A 15995-nucleotide genomic window follows, 5' to 3' on the forward strand; every position below is an offset into this window, starting at 1 on the left:
CGTTCACTATCCCTATGGCTTTAATCGTTCACAAATACGGCGGCACTTCGATGGGCTCCACCGAGCGCATCAAAAATGTCGCCAGACGCGTCGCCAAATGGCATGACGCTGGTTATCAAATCGTAGTGGTGCCATCGGCGATGTCCGGTGAAACCAACCGTTTGATCGGATTGGCCAAAGATATCATGCCGCAACCAGATCCACGCGAACTGGACATGCTGGCTTCTACCGGCGAGCAGGTATCTGTTGCCTTGCTGGCGATGGCTTTGCAGTCTATCGGCAAGGAAGCGGTATCGTATGCAGGCTGGCAGGTCGCGATCAAGACGGACTCCGCTTTCACCAAAGCGCGCATCCAGTCTATCGACGACGTTAAAGTGCAGAAGGATCTGGATGCGGGTCGCATCGTCATCATCACTGGTTTCCAGGGTGTGGACGACGACGGCAATATCGCAACGCTGGGTCGTGGCGGCTCCGATACCTCGGCAGTGGCTGTTGCAGTCGCGCTGAAGGCACAGGAATGCCTGATTTACACAGATGTTGACGGTGTTTATACGACTGACCCACGCGTCGTGTCGGAAGCGCGTCGCCTGAATACAGTTACCTTTGAAGAGATGCTTGAAATGGCATCGCTAGGTTCGAAAGTGCTGCAGATTCGTTCGGTTGAATTTGCTGGTAACTACCGGATGCCGACACGCGTGCTGTCGTCGCTGACCGATCCTATGATACCGCTGGAAGAAGAAGCAAAATCCGGCACCCTGATTTCGTTTGAGGAAGATACACACATGGAACAAGCTGCCATCACCGGTATAGCATTCAATCGCGATGAAGCGAAAATTACCGTACTGGGCGTACCTGATCGCCCAGGCATCGCGTATCAGATCCTGGGACCGATTGCTGCGGCAAATATCGAAGTCGACATGATCATTCAAAACCAGTCGGTCGACGGCAAAACAGACTTTACCTTCACCGTCCCACGTGGCGATTACGCCAAGGCAGTGGATGTATTGAATGAAAGCGTCAAAGCACACATTGGTGCAGCCAGCATCCAGGGCGACACCAAAGTGTCCAAAGTCTCGGTGGTTGGTGTCGGTATGCGTAGCCATGTTGGTATCGCGTCGCAAATGTTCCGTACCTTGTCGGAAGAGGGCATCAACATCCAGATGATTTCGACTTCGGAAATCAAGATTTCGGTCCTGATCGACGAGAAGTATATGGAATTGGCAGTTCGTGCCTTGCACAAGACCTTCGATCTGGAAAAAAGTAATTAAAAAAGAAAACAAGTCATACATGGAAATGCATAGTTTTGGGTTGACCAGACATGCGTGAAAAGTTATGATGCTGGACCTTCTGGTGACGGGCTGTCGACGTTGCTGAAGTAATGTGGAGACGTGGCCGAGTGGCCGAAGGCACTTCCCTGCTAAGGAAGCATATGGGCTTAAACCTGTATCGTGAGTTCGAATCTCACCGTCTCCGCCAAAGAATTGAAAGCCCTTGATGAAAATCAAGGGCTTTTTTTCTTTCTCGAATTGGATAGAGTCACTTTTACTGGAATACGTATTTTGAACACGAAGAGAAGCAAGCGCTGGGATGGAAAGATAGATACGCTGACCGCGGATTACCTGAAGGATGTCGTAACGCAGATGAAGTCTTACGGCGATCGCGTACAGTTTGCATTGAACGGGCCGGGACAAAAGCCGCACTACCAGGTCATCAATAGTTTTGAAAAGAAAATGGCATTCGACAGCAATAACCATTTGCTGCATCCGGCCGAAGATGAATTTGTCGGTGCCAATGCAACTCCTGTGCTGACACTGGCGCAAATAGAGAGTGCGATAGCCAACGTCGGTGTCAAGCGTGTGACCACCACCACGCGTGCAGTTCGCAGCGTACGGGGCAGCAGCACACCTGCAGCACGTCCGGGTGACCTGATCGATATCCAGAAGTACGAATACTTCAAGAACAACGTACAGAAGCTACCGGAAGGCATCCGCGCTTATTCGCAGGACATTACCAATCTGATGAAGAAGGGTATGACCGCTGAAGCTGCTTTTGGCGAGATCGTCGAACAATACTTCTGAGTGGTAGGCGGGTGCGACTCGCCAGGCCTGGATGTAAAAAAGCCCGCATCGTCTGGATGCGGGCTTTTTTATTTGCCGAACCGGTCAGTGTGTGGCCATTCGGCGCTTCGTGTGGTTGAGACTACGTCTGTTCATCAGCGACGTGCTCAGACCCTGTAAATTTTTTCCCCGGTCTGCACAATTTTGAATTTTGCGTCGGATAGCGGGTCGAGTGCGCGGCCATCTGCCAATTGATAGGTTTTGGAACCTGGCAGTTCGTCCGGATCGGGCGTACTGATAGGCGTTTGATAAACCTCAACGTGGTAAGCGGCACCGGTCTTTCCTTTGGCATCGAATTTTTCTACCAAATCCATAAGAGTCTCCTTTGGGTTGAGGGTGAGATAACAATACCAGATTTTGTTAGTCGCGCCAGTGGCATTCTGATCGCCGTCAATTCATTGCCTAAAAGATAATGATGTATCGATCAGATCAGGGGAAGAGGCTTAGTTTGAGTGATTGAGATATTAATTTAATAAGTAAAGTGTAATAAATCGAAAAAAAATCAAAATATTTTCACTTAAACCCTAAAGTTCTGATTTCCGCGGCCGTTATCAAATTCAGACGGCAGGATTCTTTCCTGATTTTAGGTTCTGAATATTTTTAAAAATATTTTAAAAATATTTTGTTTTGACCCTAAAGTTTGGAAAAAACGTGCCGTTAAAGAGACAAGAGCGCGAAAAGAAGTTCATTTTTTTGTCTCTGGAGTCGATTTTTGGAAAATTCTGTATCCCCCAGAATCACTAAAAATTGCCTCAAAACATGCTTTTTTATAAGCAACATCTGAATGCGGAATAAATGCTCAGATGCAATATGCAAGCCACTCTCCGCCTCATTTCATGTGAGTGCGTATTGAATGCTGGTCGACGTTTGTAAGACAAACGCCTACCGGCTTATTGTCGTCTGCTCTGTATAAAAATACAGAAACCTGCCTATTCCAGCCCCCAGTTTCCCCCTGCAGAATGCAATCACTGGCTACAAATTACCGCCAGGAAATTCACAGATCAGGGGATAACATGACAAACAACGACATCATTGCTGAAATTCGTGACGCCAACCTGGGTTACTTGATGCTTGCACAACAAATGATTCGTTCCGACAAGGCAACTGCAATCTTCCGCCTCGGAATCAGCAATGAGATCGCTGACCTGATCGAAGGCATGAACAATGCCCAGATCCTCAAACTCGCTGGTGCCAATATGATGCTGGCCCGCTTCCGTTTCGACGACGGCGCCATACTCGGCATGCTGACCAATTACAACAAAGATCGCTCGCTCGCTTGCGCATTCGCATGCAGCCATCCTGATGGCGGGACAAGCTGTTGAGCAAATCGCTTAATTAAGCTGTTGCCGACCGTATTGTTGTAATTCTTCAGAAGCGAGCGAAAAAATGGCCAAGAAAAGTGTAGTGACAGAAGCACAAGAAATTCAGCTTGCAATCGAACTCATTAATTTGGGTGCACGTCTGCAATTGCTGGAATCGGAAACCACGCTGTCGCGCGAACGCTTGCTGAAGCTGTATAAAGAATTGCGTGGCGTATCGCCGCCGAAAGGGATGTTGCCATTTTCGACCGACTGGTTTATTACCTGGCAGCCGAATATACATTCCTCATTGTTTATGGGCATCCATAAATACCTGATCGAACATGCACAGATCTCTGGCATCCAGGCTGTGATGAAAGCGTACAAGCTTTACCTGGAGCAGGTTGAGCTGGGTGCGGATGGTGAGCCAGTTTTGTCATTGACGCGCGCCTGGACTCTGGTACGATTCTTCGACAGCAAAATGCTGGCAACTGCATGTTGCAGCGAATGCGGCGGCAATTTCGTCGTGCATCGCCTCGATTTGAATGCAAATTACACCTGTGGCCTGTGCCATATGCCATCCCGGGCAGGTAAAACCAAACGTGCCAAGGCAGACAGTCTGCTGGCCGCCTGAACGGATAGTCTTATTATTGAAAGAGTGTCTGTGTGAAGAAAGTGGGGCGCTCCGGCGCAAAGTCGGCGCCTCCAAGGACGGTATTCCAGATACCGGCAGTGCAAGCCCTTCTGTTTCAAATCTCCTCCTTTTTTATCGTACTGCTGCTGGCGTATAGCCTGGCGGCAGTTTTCGGCTGGTCCATGAATGTGTTGGTTGCGGCTTGTCTGCAAGGCGTGGTCGCTGCTGGTTTGTCGTGGTGGCGCGGGCTCGCACCGTGGTGGTTGTTAATCCAACTGCTGTTTTTGCCGGTACTGTTGCTGACTCTAAGCCTGCAATGGTCGCCGTTTATCTTTCTGGCTGCTTTCCTGGTCCTGCTATTCCTCTACTGGAGCACCTTCCGTACCCAGGTCCCGTATTACCCGTCACGCCTGTCCACATGGCAGGCGGTCGAAGGTGTGCTGCCGCCTGAACAAAAAATCAGCTTTATAGATATAGGCAGTGGTCTCGGCGGCCTGGTGATGAGTCTGGCGCGACGTCGACCGGAAAGTCGTTTCGTCGGTATTGAGATCGCGCCCTTGCCGTGGCTGATCAGCAGTCTGCGTGCGCGCTTCGGTGCCAGTGGTGCGCGCTTTGAGCGCGGCGACTACGGTCGCCTGAATTTTGCGGACTACGATGTGGTGTTTGCTTATCTGTCACCGGCAGCCATGCCGAATCTGTGGCGCAAGGCCAAGGCAGAAATGCGCAGCGGTACTTTGCTGCTTAGTTATGAGTTCATCATCCCCGGGACCACGCCCGATATCGTGCTGTCCCCCGACGCAAGTGGCGTCCAGCTTTACGGCTGGCGTATCTGAGCAAATCTGAGCGCATCTCTCAGCTTTATTTCAGTGATTCCTCCCCGATAATCGCTCAAGTTCCAACAATTCACGCCGTTGAAAGCATATGAGCGCTTGAGCGGTCAATACCACCCCTATATACAACAGGTGGGCTGTCATCTTGGTTGCGCGTATGCAACTGTTAAGGCAATAATGGCAGCCTAAACCTAAGAAAAACGGAGCGAGCGCACTTGTTAGTCATCATTGGATATCTGGTTGTCGTCCTATCGGTCTTTGGCGGCTTCGCTCTGGCTGGTGGTCATTTGGCCGCTTTGTTTCAACCCCTTGAGTTGCTCATGATCGGCGGCGCTGCGGTTGGTGCCTTCTTCGTTGGTAACAACGGCAAGGCAATCAAGGCGACACTGAAGGCTTTGCCTAGCGTTTTTAAAGGTTCCAAATATACAAAGAGTTTGTATATGGAGCTGATGACGCTTTTATTCGAAATCCTGACCAAGGTCCGCAAAGAAGGTTTGATGTCGATCGAAGGTGATATCGAGTCGCCGGAAGAAAGCGCAATCTTCGCCAAGTATCCGACTGTACTGGCTGATCACCACACCATCGAATTCATGACCGATTACCTGCGCCTCATGGTGTCGGGCAATATGGATGCATTCCAGATCGAAAACCTGATGGATAACGAGATTGAAACCCATCACGCCGAAGGTGAAGTGCCGGTGCATTGCGTGGCTAAAGTCGGTGACGGCTTGCCTGCGTTCGGTATCGTGGCCGCGGTGATGGGGGTGGTGCATACGATGGAGTCGGTGGGCTTGCCACCGGCCGAACTGGGTATGCTGATCGCACACGCGCTGGTTGGTACCTTCCTCGGTATTTTGCTGTCTTACGGTTTCGTGACTCCTTTGTCGAGCTTGCTGGAACAGAAGCTGCATGAATCTTCGAAGATTTTCCAATGTGTGAAAGTGACTTTGCTGGCCAGCCTGAATGGTTACGCACCTGCACTGGCAGTTGAATTCGGCCGTAAGGTCCTGTTCTCGACTGAGCGTCCTTCCTTCAGCGAGATGGAAGAGCACATCAGACAGTCGAAAACAAAATAAACCCATTTATTAACTTTGCGTCGCAAGTAAAAAAGTAATCTAACGGAGACTGGCATGGCTGACGAAGGACTCCGTCCCATCATCATCAAACGTATCAAAAAATCCGGGGGCGGCCATCACGGCGGCGCCTGGAAAATCGCCTACGCCGATTTCGTCACGGCGATGATGGCTTTCTTCTTATTGATGTGGTTGCTGGGCTCGACCACCAAAGGCGATCTGCAAGGGATCGCTGACTTCTTCAGCACCCCTTTGAAAGTGGCGATGGCTGGCGGTTCCGGTAGTGGCGACAGCTCGAGCGTGATCAAGGGTGGTGGCAAGGACATGACCCGCATCGATGGTCAGCAGAAAAAAGGTGAAGACCTGACGCCAGCCAAAAATTTCAATTTGAAAGCGGCAGAAGCAGAACTGGAACGCCAGGAAGTCAACCGCCTCAAGGCTTTGAAAGAACGTATCGAAAAAGCGATCGATACCATTCCCGGCTTGCAGCAATTCAAAAATCAGTTGTTGATCGATATCACGACCGAAGGTTTGCGCATCCAGATCGTGGATGAAAAAAACCGTCCGATGTTTGCATTGGCACGTGCCGAGTTGCAGCCGTATACCAAAGTCATCCTGCACGAAATCGCCAAGATCCTGAACGATATTCCGAACCGTATCAGCCTGTCCGGCCATACCGACGCGACCCCGTATTCGAGTGGTGAAAAAAGCTATAGCAACTGGGAGCTGTCTTCCGATCGTGCCAATGCTTCGCGCCGTGAGCTGGTTGCTGGTGGTATGGCGGAAAACAAAATGTTGCGGGTCGTCGGTTTGTCTTCTGCCGTGTTGTTCGATACCGCTGATCCGCTTAATCCGGTCAATCGTCGTATCAGCATCATCGTGCTGAACAAAAAAGCGGAAGATTCGATCACCCAGGAAAACAGAAAAGTTGATGTAAGTGACAAGGAGAGTGCGCAGGAAGTCGTCGAGAATGCGGTGAATGCGCAGCAAGTGAAGCCAGCCCCAGTTGCACCAGCAGCTCCGGTAGCCCCAATTGCAAGATAAGCAAAGTGCTGTAAGTAAACGAAATGAGCGGGTGCTCCCATGACAATAAAAAATTCGTTGGCGCTGGAAATAAAGAAACTATTAACGGGCTTGTCTGAACACGGAAGTCAGCATCTGTCGGAAATCGAAACAGATCTGGTGCAAACCAATATCTTGTTGAGTGAAGCGATAGAAAAACTGAGTGCCAGTTTCATGGCTATCCACGAAGCGGTGAGTGCGCAGCAGCAGATGGTTGATGCGCTGCTGGCGCAGGCGCCCGCCGCGGCGGTGGGCGAGCTCAAGACCAAGGCAGCACAGATCGATCAGCACGTGAATTCCGCGGTCACGGGTTTGCAGTTCCAGGATATGACGAATCAACTGATAGGTCGTGCGATGCAGAGACTGGTCGGGGTGCGCGATGTACTGGAAGTGCTGGGTACACATAGTGCGGCGATACCGGGCGAGGCGGATCAGAACCAGTTGCAGAATTTGCTGGAACAGGCGAATGCCAGCCTGAAAACACAAAGCATCAATCTCGAGAATGAATTGTGGAAAGCAGTGCGTCAGACGCATATGGAAAGCGGCGACGTCGAACTGTTTTAAACGGATTTAAATTTAGATAACCGGGCGTACAGGCCTGAAACAAAAATGGGCAGGGGTAAAGATGGCAAAGACAATATTGGCAGTCGATGATTCGGGTTCACTGCGACAAATGGTGGTCTTCAGTTTGAGGGCGGCCGGCTATCAGGTGACGGAAGCAGTTGATGGACAAGATGGTCTGGATAAAGCGAAGACGCAGGTGTTTGATCTGGTACTGACCGATCAAAACATGCCGCGCATGGATGGCTTTTCGCTGATCCGTGCATTGCGGGCGCTGTCGACTTATCAAAAAACACCAATCCTGGTCCTGACGACTGAGTCCAGTGATGAAATGAAAGCCAAAGGTCGTGCGGCTGGTGCCAACGGCTGGCTGGTCAAACCTTTCGATCCGCAACGACTGACTGAAGTCGTGAAAAAAGTGATTGGTTAATACATATCATGAGTTGCAACATCATCAAGCGCACAGATAACGGAGCAGAACGATGACCATCGATATGAGTCAGTTCTTCCAGGTATTTTTCGATGAAACGGAAGAACTCCTGGCCGAGATGGAAAAACTGCTGCTGGCGGTGGACGTATCGGCTCCTGATGAAGAAGACTTGAATGCGATTTTTCGCGCGGCGCACTCGATCAAGGGCGGCGCTGCCACATTTGGCATTACGGATCTGACCGAAGTCACGCACGTGCTGGAAACCTTGCTGGATAGAATTCGCAAAGGTGAGATGGCGCTGATGGCCGAGCACGTCGATGCCTTCCTGTCGGCGAAAGACGTGCTCAAGATGCAACTGGATGGCCACCGCCTGCATACACCAGTGGACCTGGATGCGGTTGCGGATGTGCGCATCCTGCTTGAGTCCTTGTCGCAGGACGAAGCTCAGCCACCGCAAGCTGCGCCAGCCGTTGCTGCGACACCCGGCGATGTTTCCGGCGATAGGCGCTTCCGCATCGAATTACCGCAAACTTCAGCGCGCGACGTGGATGCGCTGGCCGCCGAACTGGGCTTGCTGGGTGAGATACAGCGCGACGTGCTGCCGGATCAACGCGCAGTGTTTACGCTGAGTACGCAAGAAGGCGTGGACGACATAATCGCAATCTGTTCCTTCATCCTCGATCCGCAAGATTTAAAAATCACTGAAGAAGCCGTCATCAAAGGTGTGCATCAATCGATAGATGATCGCAGCCGCAATGAAGAAGAGCAGGGCTACGGTTTCTTCGAGCCGCTGCACTCGACTATCGCCGAAAACGCGCAAGGCTATGGTTTCTTTGCGCCGTTTGTTCCATTGCCGTTGCCTGATGCGAACAGCAAGGACGCATCTGAGCAGGATGAAGAAAAAGCGCATGCACTGGCGATAGAGGAAGTACACGCCGCTGCGACAGACAAGAAACCGGCAGCCAAGCGTGATGTTGACAAGACGAATGTCAGCGCAGAATCTTCATCGATACGCGTCGGTATAGAAAAAGTTGATCAACTGATTAACCTGGTCGGCGAACTGGTTATCACGCAAGCGATGATAGAACAGCGCACCGGCGCGCTCGATCCTATGCAACACGAACGCCTGCTCAATAGCGTCTCGCAATTGACTCGTAATACACGTGACCTGCAGGAAGCGGTGATGTCTATCCGCATGATGCCTATGGATTATGTGTTCTCACGCTTTCCGCGCATGGTGCGCGACCTGGCCTCCAAGCTGGGCAAGAAAGTGGAGTTCGTCACCCATGGTGCGGCGACCGAACTGGATAAAGGTCTAATCGAACGCATAGTCGACCCGTTGACCCACCTGGTACGTAACAGCATAGACCACGGTATCGAAATGCCGGAGGCACGACTGGCAGCAGGCAAATCTGCGTCGGGTCAATTGTCTTTGTCGGCTGGACATCAGGGCGGTAACATCATTATTGAAGTCAGCGACGATGGCGGTGGTTTGAACCGCGACCGTATCCTGGCCAAAGCCAAGCAACAAGGTTTGCCTGTATCCGATGATTTGCCGGATGAAGAAGTCTGGCAATTGATTTTTGCACCAGGCTTCTCGACTGCGGAAGCAGTGACTGATGTGTCCGGCCGTGGCGTAGGCATGGATGTGGTGAAACGAAATATCACCGCGATGGGTGGTTCGGTAGATATACGTTCCAGCAAAGGTTATGGCACCACCATCCTGATTTCCTTGCCGTTAACACTGGCTATCCTGGATGGTATGTCGATCAAAGTCGGCGATGAGATTTACATCCTGCCGCTCGGCTATGTGGTGGAGTCGCTGCAGCCGGAGTTGGCAGATATTAAAGAGATCAGCGGACAGGGGCAGGTCATCAAGGTGCGTGGTGACTATTTGCCATTGATCCCGCTATATAAGATTTTCAGCATAGAGCCACGCTTTGTCGATCCGTCGGAAGGCATCGTTGTTATCCTGGAGTCGGAAGGCAAAAAAGCCGCATTGTTTGTCGACGATTTGGTCGGCCAACAACAAGTTGTAGTCAAAAATCTTGAATCGAATTATCGTAAGGTGGCTGGAATATCGGGAGCCACAATTCTCGGTGACGGCGGAGTCGCGCTGATTATCGATGTAGCAGCCTTACTGCGTTCAAGCCGTCAGTTAAACGACGAATCCATTTATTCCTGAAGAGGAGAATCAGCATGATTCACAATATCCAAAACAATACGACCGGTGCAGAAAACGGCAATGAATTCCTCGCCTTCACCCTGGGCAAGGAAGAGTACGGCATCGATATCCTGAAAGTACAGGAGATTCGTGGTTACGAAGCCGTTACCCGCATCGCCAACGCGCCTGAGTTCGTCAAAGGCGTGGTCAACCTGCGCGGCATCATCGTGCCTATCGTTGACATGCGTATCAAGTTCAACCTGGGTGAACCGACCTACGATCAATTTACGGTTGTGATCATCCTGAACATCGGCGGCCGTGTCGTCGGTATGGTGGTCGACAGCGTATCTGACGTGATCACTTTGTCACCTGAGCAAATCAAACCGGCACCGGAAATGGGTACGGCTTTCAATACCGATTACCTGATTGGCTTGGGTACCCTGGATGAGCGCATGCTGATCCTGGTGGATATCGATAAATTGATGTCCAGCAGCGAAATGGGTTTGATCGAAAAAATCGCAGCTTAAAGCTGGCGTATAAAAGATTGCCGAGTGGGCGAGCAGCATCAGGCTACGCAAACAGTCGCGTGTAAGTTTTTGGCTATACGCATATCCGACAGAGGGATATGCAGCAGGCGAAAGGGGAATCTGCAGTATGAAAACGACTACTCAAGGTAGGGCAGAAGGATCTAAAGAGTTCGAATTCACCGCACGTGATTTCGAACGTGTCCGTGCCTTGATACATAAGAAGGCTGGCATTGCACTGGCCGAGAGTAAACAGGAGATGGTTTACAGCCGACTCGCGCGCCGTTTGCGTGCGACCGGCATAGGTTCTTTTGTCAGTTATCTGGATCAGCTGGAGCAGGGCGGCAGCGATGAAGAGTGGGAAGCATTTACCAATGCGTTGACCACTAATCTGACCTCGTTCTTCCGTGAAGCGCATCACTTCCCGATATTGGCCGACCATATCAAGAAAATCAAGGAGCCTATCGAGATCTGGTGTTCGGCCGCATCTACCGGAGAAGAGCCATATTCGATAGCGATGACTGCGTGCGAAGCGTTCAATACGCTGACGCCACCGGTGCGCATAATTGCGACCGATATCGATACCAATGTATTGAACACAGGTGCCAACGGTGTCTACTCGATAGATCGTCTGGACAAGATGGCACCTGAGCGCGCCAAGCGCTTTTTCCTGCGCGGCAAAGGTGCACGTGAAGGCATGGTGCGCGTGCGTCCTGAATTGCGTCAGCTGATTACCTTTAAACAGGTCAATCTGCTGGAGAGCAACTGGGGTATTTCCGGTCAGTTTGATGCAATCTTTTGCCGCAATGTGATGATCTATTTCGATAAACCGACACAAGGCAAGATACTGGATCGCTTCGCGCCGCTGATGAAGCCGGACGGTTTGCTGTTTGCCGGCCATTCGGAAAACTTCCTGTATGTCACCGATGCATTCAAGTTGCGCGGAAAAACGGTTTACGAGTTGGAACCCAACAAAAAGGCGGGCTTGTCGCAACCACGTCGGGCATAAGAATCCATGAATGAACTGACCAAAGAGCATTTCGCCACGAACGTCTATTACGACCGGACCTTCGACCGCGACGCAGCCAAGATCTTGCCGGGTGAGTATTACTACACCGGCAAGGACATGCTGATTGTCACCGTGCTTGGGTCTTGTGTCTCGGCTTGTATACGCGATCGCGTGACCGGTGTAGGCGGCATGAACCACTTCATGTTGCCGGATGGCGGCGGTGATGCGGATAGCCCGATTTCGGCATCGGCGCGCTATGGCACGTATGCGATGGAAATCCTGATCAATGATTTGCTGAAAGCAGGCGCGCGCCGGGAAAACCTGGAAGCCAAAGTGTTTGGCGGCGGTAATGTCCTGAGCGGTTTTACTTCGATTAATGTCGGTGAACGCAATGCCCAGTTCGTGCGTAATTTCCTGAAAGTGGAGAACATACGCATCGTGGCGGAAGACCTGAATGACGTCCATCCGCGCAAGGTTTATTTTTTTCCGCGCAACGGCAAAGTGTTGGTCAAGAAACTCAGACAACTGAACAACAACACATTGGCTAATCGCGAGCAGGATTACGCCAACCGTCTGCAATCAGGCGCAGTCAGCGGAGATGTAGAGCTCTTTTCCTGACGCAAATAAAAATATCCATCAATAGAATAAAAACGAAAACGTTTTGCCAGGGTAGCCTCATGAAAATTAAAGTATTGATCGTCGATGATTCAGCGCTGATACGCAGCGTCATGAAAGAGATCATCAACAGCCAGCCGGACATGGAAGTCGTCGGCGTTGCACCGGATCCCATCGTCGCCCGTGATTTGATCAAACAAACCAATCCGGATGTATTAACACTGGACGTCGAGATGCCGCGCATGGATGGCCTCGACTTCCTGGAAAAACTCATGCGTCTGCGTCCTATGCCGGTGGTGATGGTGTCATCGCTGACGGAACGCGGTTCGGATATTACTTTGCGTGCGCTGGAGCTGGGCGCGGTGGACTTTGTCACCAAACCGAAGATGTCTATCCAAAGCGGCATGCTCGAATATACCGAATTGATATCAGACAAAATCCGTACTGCTTCGAAGGCACGCATCAAGTCGCGCCAGATCACGCCGCATGATGCGAACAAGGCCGCAGGCGAGGCGTTGCCGATGATACGCAACCCGCTGACCAGTAGTGAGAAGCTGATCATCATCGGCGCATCGACTGGTGGTACCGAGGCGATCAAGGATTTCCTGATGCAAATGCCATCCGATTGCCCGGGCATTTTGATCACGCAACACATGCCGCCAGGCTTTACCAAATCGTTCGCACAGCGGCTCGACAGCTTGTGCAAGATCAGTGTGAAAGAGTCCGAAGGTGGCGAACGTGTATTGCCGGGACACGCTTATCTCGCACCTGGTCATTCACATTTGCAACTGGTGCGTAGTGGTGCCAATTACATGACACAACTCGATCAGGGACCACCGGTCAATCGTCATCGTCCATCGGTTGATGTGCTGTTCCATTCTGCAGCGGTGCACGCGGGCAAGAATGCTGTCGGTGTAATTCTTACAGGTATGGGTAAAGACGGTGCACTCGGTATGCTCGAGATGAAAAACGTAGGTGCATATAACTTTGCGCAGGACGAAGCTTCTTGCGTAGTATTCGGCATGCCGCGCGAAGCAATTGCCGTTGGTGCAACCCACGAAGTCGGTCCCTTGCAAGCCTTGCCAGGCATGGTCCTGGGCTACCTTGCCGCACACAGCAGTCGTGCCTTGCGCGTCTAAGTGTTGATTTACGACAAGTGCTATCGGATTTCTCGCAAAATTTATGTATCCTCAGTGCATAATAGTACGAGCGCAAAAAAGCGGATGTAGTACACCATGTTCGATTCTTTGCCGGATCGATGAACGTATAGAGATTTAATGGAGTAATTCATGGCAGGCCCAAACACCAAATTTTTAGTTGTTGATGATTTTTCAACGATGCGTCGCATTGTTCGTAATCTCTTGAAAGAACTGGGCTACACGAATGTCGATGAGGCTGAAGATGGTGCGATGGCACTTGCCAAGTTGCGTAGTGAGCAATTCGACTTCGTCGTGTCCGACTGGAATATGCCTAATATGGACGGCTTGACCATGCTGCAGCACATCCGTGCTGATCCGGCATTGTCGAAGTTGCCAGTGTTGATGGTGACCGCTGAAGCGAAGAAAGAAAACATCATTGCAGCCGCACAAGCAGGTGCCAACGGTTACGTCGTCAAGCCGTTCACTGCCGCGACGCTGGATGAAAAACTGGCAAAGATTTTCGAAAAACTGGCCGCTGCAGGAGCCTGAATTGACTGCCAACGCATCTGTACAGATGGTGGATGCAGTAAGCGAAGCGGGCATACCGCACGATGAAGTGCTGTCGCGCGTCGGTCACATGACGCGTGCCTTGCACGAAAGCCTGCGCGGCCTGGGGTTCGATCAATTGGTAGAACGCGCATCGCATGACATTCCGGATGCGCGTGATCGCCTCGATTATGTAGCACGCATGACCGAGCAGGCAGCGCAACGCGTACTGAACGCAACCGAAGCTGCCGGCCCTTTGCAGGAGCAGGTGCAGTCTGACGCGGCGGCGATGTCGACGCAATGGCAGCAAGCCTTGCAGGGCGGCTACTCGGAAGAAAAATTCAAGGTGCTGGCCGAACAAACGATCGCACATCTGAATGCGACGCAGGTAGCGACCACGGAAACACGCCAGCATTTGATGAACATCATGATGGCGCAGGACTTCCAGGACCTGACCGGCCAGGTCATCAAAAAGGTCACCGAGCTGGCACACGGCCTGGAGCAGCAACTGCTGCAATTGCTGGTCGATTACGCGCCAGCCGAGAAAAAGAAAGAAGTTGATAGTGGCTTGTTGAATGGCCCGCAAATCAATCCTACTGGTCATGACGTAGTGGCAGGACAAGAGCAGGTTGATGACTTGCTCGAAAGCCTGGGTTTTTGATTTTCACCCAGGCCATCCATGCCGACTTCGGTCACTGTGCAGTCCCTATCCCTGAGTTCCCATGTCTGAATTGAAATTCATCGTACGTGAGCCTATGCTCAACGCCACGCAACAAGTGCTGGGCTATGAATTGTCCTGGTTTGGTGGCGAGCGGGGCAGTGGTATGGCCAGCGACGACGACTTGCTGGAGCTGGTGGATGTGGTTGCCGCGCAATTGCAGGGCGCAGAGGCTGCCAGTCAGCTGAATGGCAGCTTGCTGTTCCTGGAAGCGACGCCAGCCCTGATCGCGACGAATGTGGTGCGCAAGCTACCGGCCAGGAACACGGTATTCCGCTTGACCGGTGCTGACCTGGCCGATCCTGAAACACTGAAGGCCGCCACCGCATTGCGACAGCTGGGCTACGGCATTTCCCTGCGTGGTGCAGATGCGCTCAAGCCAGGCAATCCCTTGCTGCAAGTCGTCAGCCATGTCGAAGGGCGGCTTAGTCATGAACAAGGCGCGGCGATACCAATAGCCGCCTTGCAGTCCGGGACCGTCAAGGCGGTCGTGCGCAAGCTGGCATCGTGGCAGGAATACGATGTCTGTGCCTTGCAGGGGTTGCATGCGTTTATAGGTAATTTGTACCTGACACCGCGTGCGCATGCCGAGAAAAAAGGTTTGAATTCAGCGCAGATCATCATCATTCAATTGATGGAGATGTTGCGCCAAAACGCTGACATTCGCGAACTGGAAGAAGTCCTGAAACGCGATGCTGCGCTGTCCTACAAGCTCTTCCGTTACATCAATAGCGTCGGTTTCGGCCTCGGTGCCGAAATCCAGTCGCTGCGCCATGCAGTGACCATGCTGGGTTACTCGCCGCTGTATCGCTGGTTGTCGCTGCTGCTGGCAACGGCCAGTACCGATAGCCATGCGGCGGTGCTGATGCAGACCGCCATCGTGCGCGGCCGCTTTGCGGAATTGGCCGGGCAGGGCATCCTGCCGAAAAACGAAGCCGAGAACCTGTTCGTGGTCGGCATGTTTTCCTTGCTGGACCGTTTGCTGGGTATGCCTATGGAAGAGGTCCTGGCTAAAATCCAGCTGGCTGAACCAGTCGCCCAAGCTTTGTTGACGCGTGATGGCATGTACGGCCCGTTTTTGGCTCTGGCTGAGGCTTGTGAGCTGAATAATGGCAATATTGCAGCACTGGCTGAATCGCTGTTCATCAGTGCGCGTCAGGTCAATGAAGCCCATTTGGCCGCATTGTTGTGGGCCCAGGCGCTCAAGATTTAGTTTTTCCCGCCATTTCCCCGCTTTGCATGACTGAAAAGCGGCACCTTTCCCACCCTATTCCC

General features: G+C 51.8%; 17 protein-coding genes, 1 tRNA gene and 1 pseudogene. 18 read left to right on the forward strand and 1 reads right to left on the reverse strand.

Annotated features, from left to right (window positions below; translation table 11 throughout):
* The first annotated feature begins 14 nt into the window (after window positions 1-14).
* From H7U06_RS08280 to H7U06_RS08290, 3 genes are all read left to right on the forward strand, one after another.
* Entirely contained in the window at window positions 15-1268 is a 1254-nt protein-coding gene (locus H7U06_RS08280; protein WP_175625667.1) for an aspartate kinase, read from the forward strand.
* A 114-nt stretch (window positions 1269-1382) separates the two neighbouring features.
* A tRNA-Ser gene (locus tag H7U06_RS08285) sits at window positions 1383-1476 on the forward strand.
* Between the two features lie 83 nt (window positions 1477-1559).
* Window positions 1560-2078, forward strand: a complete 519-nt coding sequence (locus tag H7U06_RS08290) for a hypothetical protein (RefSeq protein ID WP_254873176.1) — start codon at window positions 1560-1562, stop codon at window positions 2076-2078.
* Window positions 2079-2224: 146 nt separating this feature from the next.
* Here H7U06_RS08290 and H7U06_RS08295 read toward each other — a convergent pair whose 3' ends face one another.
* On the reverse strand, window positions 2225-2431 hold the full coding sequence (locus tag H7U06_RS08295; RefSeq protein ID WP_124573863.1) for a hypothetical protein: 207 nt from the start codon (window positions 2429-2431) through the stop codon (window positions 2225-2227).
* A 699-nt stretch (window positions 2432-3130) separates the two neighbouring features.
* On the opposite strand from H7U06_RS08295, the pseudogene flhD reads away from it, so the two are divergent.
* The 15 genes and pseudogenes from flhD (at window position 3131) to H7U06_RS08370 (ending at window position 15933) form a co-directional block, all read left to right on the forward strand.
* A pseudogene (gene flhD / locus H7U06_RS08300) lies at window positions 3131-3452 on the forward strand (flagellar transcriptional regulator FlhD).
* A gap of 51 nt (window positions 3453-3503) precedes the next feature.
* Window positions 3504-4049 carry a flagellar transcriptional regulator FlhC gene (gene flhC / locus H7U06_RS08305; protein ID WP_175625669.1) on the forward strand — a complete coding sequence of 182 codons (546 nt, stop codon included), beginning with the start codon at window positions 3504-3506 and terminating at the stop codon, window positions 4047-4049.
* Between the two features lie 32 nt (window positions 4050-4081).
* Window positions 4082-4882 carry a trans-aconitate 2-methyltransferase gene (locus H7U06_RS08310; RefSeq protein ID WP_175625670.1) on the forward strand — a complete coding sequence of 267 codons (801 nt, stop codon included), beginning with the start codon at window positions 4082-4084 and terminating at the stop codon, window positions 4880-4882.
* Window positions 4883-5094: 212 nt separating this feature from the next.
* Complete coding sequence (gene motA / locus H7U06_RS08315; protein WP_175625671.1) at window positions 5095-5955, forward strand: flagellar motor stator protein MotA; 861 nt, start codon at window positions 5095-5097, stop codon at window positions 5953-5955.
* 54 nt (window positions 5956-6009) lie between these two features.
* The gene (gene motB / locus H7U06_RS08320) at window positions 6010-6996 is read left to right on the forward strand and encodes a flagellar motor protein MotB (protein WP_175625672.1); all 987 of its coding nucleotides are present in this window, start codon (window positions 6010-6012) and stop codon (window positions 6994-6996) included.
* A 39-nt stretch (window positions 6997-7035) separates the two neighbouring features.
* Window positions 7036-7578 (forward strand): chemotaxis protein, encoded by a 543-nt coding sequence (locus tag H7U06_RS08325; RefSeq protein WP_175625673.1) that lies wholly within the window; start codon window positions 7036-7038, stop codon window positions 7576-7578.
* Between the two features lie 61 nt (window positions 7579-7639).
* Window positions 7640-8005, forward strand: a complete 366-nt coding sequence (locus H7U06_RS08330; RefSeq protein ID WP_124573868.1) for a response regulator — start codon at window positions 7640-7642, stop codon at window positions 8003-8005.
* 52 nt (window positions 8006-8057) lie between these two features.
* Window positions 8058-10190: a chemotaxis protein CheA gene (gene cheA, locus H7U06_RS08335; protein WP_175625674.1), complete on the forward strand. Its 2133-nt coding sequence runs from the start codon at window positions 8058-8060 to the stop codon at window positions 10188-10190.
* A gap of 14 nt (window positions 10191-10204) precedes the next feature.
* The gene (locus H7U06_RS08340) at window positions 10205-10696 is read left to right on the forward strand and encodes a chemotaxis protein CheW (protein ID WP_012079947.1); all 492 of its coding nucleotides are present in this window, start codon (window positions 10205-10207) and stop codon (window positions 10694-10696) included.
* A 127-nt stretch (window positions 10697-10823) separates the two neighbouring features.
* Window positions 10824-11702: a CheR family methyltransferase gene (locus H7U06_RS08345; RefSeq protein ID WP_175625675.1), complete on the forward strand. Its 879-nt coding sequence runs from the start codon at window positions 10824-10826 to the stop codon at window positions 11700-11702.
* Between the two features lie 6 nt (window positions 11703-11708).
* Window positions 11709-12320: a chemoreceptor glutamine deamidase CheD gene (cheD, locus tag H7U06_RS08350; protein ID WP_175625676.1), complete on the forward strand. Its 612-nt coding sequence runs from the start codon at window positions 11709-11711 to the stop codon at window positions 12318-12320.
* 59 nt (window positions 12321-12379) lie between these two features.
* On the forward strand, window positions 12380-13456 hold the full coding sequence (locus H7U06_RS08355) for a chemotaxis response regulator protein-glutamate methylesterase (protein ID WP_175625677.1): 1077 nt from the start codon (window positions 12380-12382) through the stop codon (window positions 13454-13456).
* Between the two features lie 150 nt (window positions 13457-13606).
* Entirely contained in the window at window positions 13607-14005 is a 399-nt protein-coding gene (gene cheY / locus H7U06_RS08360) for a chemotaxis response regulator CheY (protein ID WP_012079943.1), read from the forward strand.
* Window positions 14006-14030: 25 nt separating this feature from the next.
* Window positions 14031-14663 carry a protein phosphatase CheZ gene (gene cheZ, locus H7U06_RS08365; RefSeq protein ID WP_254873209.1) on the forward strand — a complete coding sequence of 211 codons (633 nt, stop codon included), beginning with the start codon at window positions 14031-14033 and terminating at the stop codon, window positions 14661-14663.
* Window positions 14664-14724: 61 nt separating this feature from the next.
* Window positions 14725-15933, forward strand: coding sequence for an EAL and HDOD domain-containing protein (locus H7U06_RS08370; protein ID WP_175625679.1), 1209 nt, complete (start codon window positions 14725-14727; stop codon window positions 15931-15933).
* Window positions 15934-15995: the final 62 nt, after the last annotated feature.

This window comes from Herminiimonas sp. Marseille-P9896, assembly GCF_903993245.1.
In the GTDB taxonomy this organism is placed as follows: domain Bacteria; phylum Pseudomonadota; class Gammaproteobacteria; order Burkholderiales; family Burkholderiaceae_D; genus Oxalicibacterium; species Oxalicibacterium contaminans.